Consider the following 4,048-nt stretch of genomic DNA (forward strand, 5'->3'; position numbering starts at 1 on the left):
CCCTATGAAGTGTCACTAAATTGAAAATAATTACGGTGGCCAGACACGGTGGAAATGGTAAAATATAAAAATACAAAGAAAAGGAGCCAGAAAGAAATGAACCAAGTGGAAATTATCGCTCGGAGAATACTAGGTTGGAAGTTAAATAGATGGGACAGATGGTTTGATTTTGAAAAGGGGACATTCATTCCAGTTGCTGATTTTCAACCCGAACAGAATCTTGACCATGCGATGCTCATCGTAGAAAAATTAAAAGACTTCGGTTTTACTTATTCAACCAATGGAGTCACTGAAGTTTGCTTTAATAACATATGTGAAACAGGCGACACATTAGCCCAAGCCATCACTAATGCAGCCTTCACCATTGCTGATAACAGCTCGATCTCTGAGGAATGGCTGTAATAAGTACATACAAAAAGCTTGTAGATTACATCCACATGGACCAAATCCTACAAGCTTTTATAGTTTCTATTTACTTCGTAACACCGTTATAAACCCGTCTAAGATCTCGTGACTAACCGAAAATCCCTTGCGTTTATAAAATTCCAGTGCGTCATCGTTGCCGTTAGAGACAAAGATAAAATAATCTTCTACCTCATCAAATTGTTTTAACCACTCCATCGACATCTTGAAAAGTGTAGACCCCACCCCATATTTCCGATACTCGTCCTTAATGTAAAATTGCGATAAACAACCAACATTTGGTCTATGAACCGATGAAAGGTCAAAAAAGGTAGCAAATTCATTAGAATATGCCTCTTTGGGTGAGATATTTGAATAAACATACCCAACGATTTGGTCCCCGTCTTTTACAATCACGATGTAATTGTGACTAGCACTATTTATCGAAGGAACCATCCGGGTGTCAAAATTCATGCTATCAAACCGTTCGGGTGTTATGTAAGCTTTCGACTTTTGAAAGGCCATTAGTTCATTGCATAAATCCCGGCAATATTCTATTTCTTTGTCCGAGATTACTTCATATGTTAAATTCATGACTTCTCACTCCTTATCTCCCATATCAAAACTGATAAGAGCACTCGGTTTAAATTAAACCGAGACGCTCTAATCCGTAACGGACACCGTCTTCTTCGGCGGAGAGTGTGACCATATTGGCCACTGCTTTCAATTCATCACGGGCATTTCCCATAGCGACTCCCATTCCGACCAGTGACAGCATTTCCATATCATTTAAACCATCGCCAAAGGCAACGGCCTCATCAGGTGCAATCCCAAGTTTTTCTAATAATTTACTAATTCCCACTGCTTTGTTTGAATTAGACAAATTCACATCACACGTACGTGCCCCTGAACTCCATCTGCGGAAATCCAGTTCTGGAACCATTGACTGATAGGATAATTCCTCTTCCAGATCGCAATGGAGGAAGATTTGATAAATATCTTGGTCCTTCCAATATTGCGGCGTGGCAAGCTCCGGTTTCCATGGATCATGCTGGTACGCTTCTACGACGTAGGGATGATCTAAATGAGTAACTTTAAAGCTTGAATCGCCTAAATATGTCAGCGGATGTTGAAAGTCATTGGATAATTGATGGACTCTTTCTAATACTTGCTTTTCGATCGAACTCTTGTAAATTTCTTTTCCTTCATGGAAAGCAAATGATCCATTAAAAAAGACCATCGAGTCGACCCCAGTTTCTCGAATAATCGACTCAGTAAAATATGGTGCTCTCCCGGTAGCAATCACCACTTTCGTCTGATTCTCTTTTAGCCTCTGGATGGCATCCTTTGTGGCATGACTCAGTGTTTTTCCATGCGGGAGGATGGTTCCGTCTATATCTAAGATGACAACCTTGTAATTCATAATACACACTCCCAATAATTCTTTCACAGATATTTGTACAGCAAAGTATAACATGTTCCAAGAAAAACTCTATGCAAAACACACTTAAACAGTAATTTTTATAATGTATGGGGATTTATTATATATTTACAGATTATTCCTAGTCAAATCTAAGTACAGAAACCCCGACAAGAAAACTTAGGAAATATTTGTATATTAATTAACTATAATTACATTATGTAAACTTAAGATGGATTTTGAAAAGAATTCATAGAACAAGAAGGTCTCGGGTAAAATGTGAAAATGATATTGGTTTTTTAAATTAAAATCTGAACACAGATTAGAGGAGGTAATAGTGTGGATCAAATAGAAAAAAAGCGAAAACTACTTCGTGATTATGGCTATCCTGAAAAAGCAATTCCGAGATTAATGGAGGAAATTAGTTCCATGGACTATAGTAGGCTGGAAAAACTGATCTTGCCTTATAACGACATAACATCAGAAAAATCCTAATAAATGAACAAAAAACAAGACTCCACCGCGGGAGTCTTGTTTTTATTAATCATCACTATTTTGCATTCCTGTAAACATGAGTACAAAACGGAGTAATTCTGCTAATGCTACTACAGTTGCTGCTACATACGTTAGCGCAGCTGCATTGAGCACTTTTTTCGCTCGATACTCTTCCTCATTTCTAATCAGACCAGAACCAACCATTACATCGAGAGCTCTGGAACTCGCATTAAATTCGACAGGTAACGTAACCACCTGAAAAAGGACTGCAGCGCCCATAGCGATAATTCCAAGTAATAAAAAATTGGCAGAGGATAAAAGAATGCCGATTAAGATCAAGATAAATGAAAAATTTGAGCCAATATTTGCGACAGGTACCAATGCATGTCTTACACGTAAAGGTACATAACCATCCTTTTGTTGTAAACAATGGCCAACCTCGTGAATGGCAACGGATATTGAAGCAATTGAGGTCCCATGGTAGTTCGTTGAGGAAAGCCTAACACTTCTACTTCTTGGATCGTAGTGGTCCGATAAGTGGCCTCTCACTTCTTCGACTGATACATCGTATAAGCCATTTTGATCCAAGATTCTTCTAGCAGCCTGGGCACCCGTTAAACCAGAAGAGGCTCCTACTTTCAAAAATTTAGAGTAGGTACTCCTTAAATACATCTGCACAAATATTGGAATTATCATGATTAGAATAAAATAAACGATAAAACCCATAAAGCATGCTCCTTCTCAAGATGCTATTTTATATACATTATTATACTTTAAGGTACACTTTTTTAGTAATAAAGTGCTTGTTAAAAAAAGGACTAACCAATAAGGTAAGTCCTTTTACGCGATTATTTTAATTAAATAGCACGCTTAACCGTACTTATTTTTTTCTTAAATATCTTCGTATTTGTTCCAATATAAACACCAGATAGGACAAAGGCTGCTCCAATTCCGTGAGCCAAAGTGAAGGTTTCATTTAAAAAGATGGTTGCCATCAAGACGGCCGATACTGGCATGACATTAATAAAAATCGATGCTTTTGCTGCTCCAATTTCCTTGATCCCGTAATAATACATGATAAATGCCACCACTGTTACGAAAATACTCATGTGGGCGATGGCTATCCAAGTTGAAATGTCAGCATGCTGTACATCCTTCCATCTGGTTTCCACAAATGCAAATGGCAATAAAAATAATGTACCAAAAGCTACGGCATAAGTAGTGGATTCGACTGAACTAAATTTTTTTAACACCACTTTGCCAACCACGCTATACAAGGCCCAACTAATCACCGCACCAAGTAAAACAAAATCGATCGTTTCAAAGCCAATTTCGAACAAAGAAAATACGTGACCATCTGTAATAATAAAAGTAACCCCAATAAGAGCAATCATCATCCCAATAATATGATTCTTGGTAATCGTCTCTTTTAAAAATATCCCAGATAGAAGAACGATTAATACAGGATTTGAGGCAATAAATAAGGAGCTTTTAATTACTGGTGCATGTTTGGTGGCAATAAAAAAGCAAATATTATAGAGAGCTATTCCAGTTAAGCCTAAAACCGCAAACAGGCCATAGTCCTTAAGAGTAGGCCTGATCCGATTTTTCTCAGTTAACCACATCAGCGGGAACAAGAGGACAGCAGCTCCTAAAAAACGTAAAAAAGCAACAGTAGCCGGTTCAAAGTCTTGAACAGCAATTTTTCCAGCAATAAATGCACTTCCCCAT

6 protein-coding genes are annotated in these 4,048 nt (G+C 37.8%); 2 read left to right on the forward strand and 4 right to left on the reverse strand.

Annotated elements, in window-relative coordinates:
• Positions 1-96 precede the first annotated feature (96 nt).
• A complete protein-coding gene (locus V7659_RS18935) occupies positions 97-402 on the forward strand; it encodes a BC1872 family protein (RefSeq protein WP_335541382.1) in 306 nt (101 codons plus the stop codon).
• Between the two features lie 66 nt (positions 403-468).
• On the opposite strand, the gene V7659_RS18940 is transcribed toward V7659_RS18935, so the two are convergent.
• Together V7659_RS18940 and V7659_RS18945 are read right to left on the reverse strand one after the other, a co-directional pair.
• Positions 469-996: a GNAT family N-acetyltransferase gene (locus V7659_RS18940; protein WP_335541383.1), complete on the reverse strand. Its 528-nt coding sequence runs from the start codon at positions 994-996 to the stop codon at positions 469-471.
• Positions 997-1,045: 49 nt separating this feature from the next.
• Positions 1,046-1,825 carry a Cof-type HAD-IIB family hydrolase gene (locus tag V7659_RS18945; RefSeq protein ID WP_335541385.1) on the reverse strand — a complete coding sequence of 260 codons (780 nt, stop codon included), beginning with the start codon at positions 1,823-1,825 and terminating at the stop codon, positions 1,046-1,048.
• A 336-nt stretch (positions 1,826-2,161) separates the two neighbouring features.
• Here V7659_RS18945 and V7659_RS18950 point away from each other — a divergent pair, with 336 nt between their 5' ends.
• On the forward strand, positions 2,162-2,317 hold the full coding sequence (locus V7659_RS18950) for a hypothetical protein (protein WP_186328640.1): 156 nt from the start codon (positions 2,162-2,164) through the stop codon (positions 2,315-2,317).
• Positions 2,318-2,362: 45 nt separating this feature from the next.
• Here the strand turns inward: V7659_RS18950 and V7659_RS18955 are convergent, their stop codons facing one another.
• Positions 2,363-3,043, reverse strand: a complete 681-nt coding sequence (locus tag V7659_RS18955) for a zinc metallopeptidase (protein WP_335541387.1) — start codon at positions 3,041-3,043, stop codon at positions 2,363-2,365.
• A gap of 131 nt (positions 3,044-3,174) precedes the next feature.
• A partial coding sequence (locus V7659_RS18960; RefSeq protein ID WP_335541389.1) for a DMT family transporter occupies positions 3,175-4,048 on the reverse strand: 874 nt, incomplete at its 5' end.

It is taken from the genome of Neobacillus drentensis, assembly GCF_036966985.1.
In the GTDB taxonomy this organism is placed as follows: Bacteria; Bacillota; Bacilli; order Bacillales; family Cytobacillaceae; genus Neobacillus; species Neobacillus drentensis_E.

What these genes read in the sequence shown, in the direction of transcription:
- V7659_RS18935 (WP_335541382.1), top strand. Translation starts at nt 97, where the DNA reads ATGAACCAAGTGGAAATTATCGCTCGGAGAATACTAGGTTGGAAGTTA.
- V7659_RS18940 (WP_335541383.1), bottom strand. Translation starts at nt 996, where the DNA reads ATGAATTTAACATATGAAGTAATCTCGGACAAAGAAATAGAATATTGC.
- V7659_RS18945 (WP_335541385.1), bottom strand. Translation starts at nt 1,825, where the DNA reads ATGAATTACAAGGTTGTCATCTTAGATATAGACGGAACCATCCTCCCG.
- V7659_RS18955 (WP_335541387.1), bottom strand. Translation starts at nt 3,043, where the DNA reads ATGGGTTTTATCGTTTATTTTATTCTAATCATGATAATTCCAATATTT.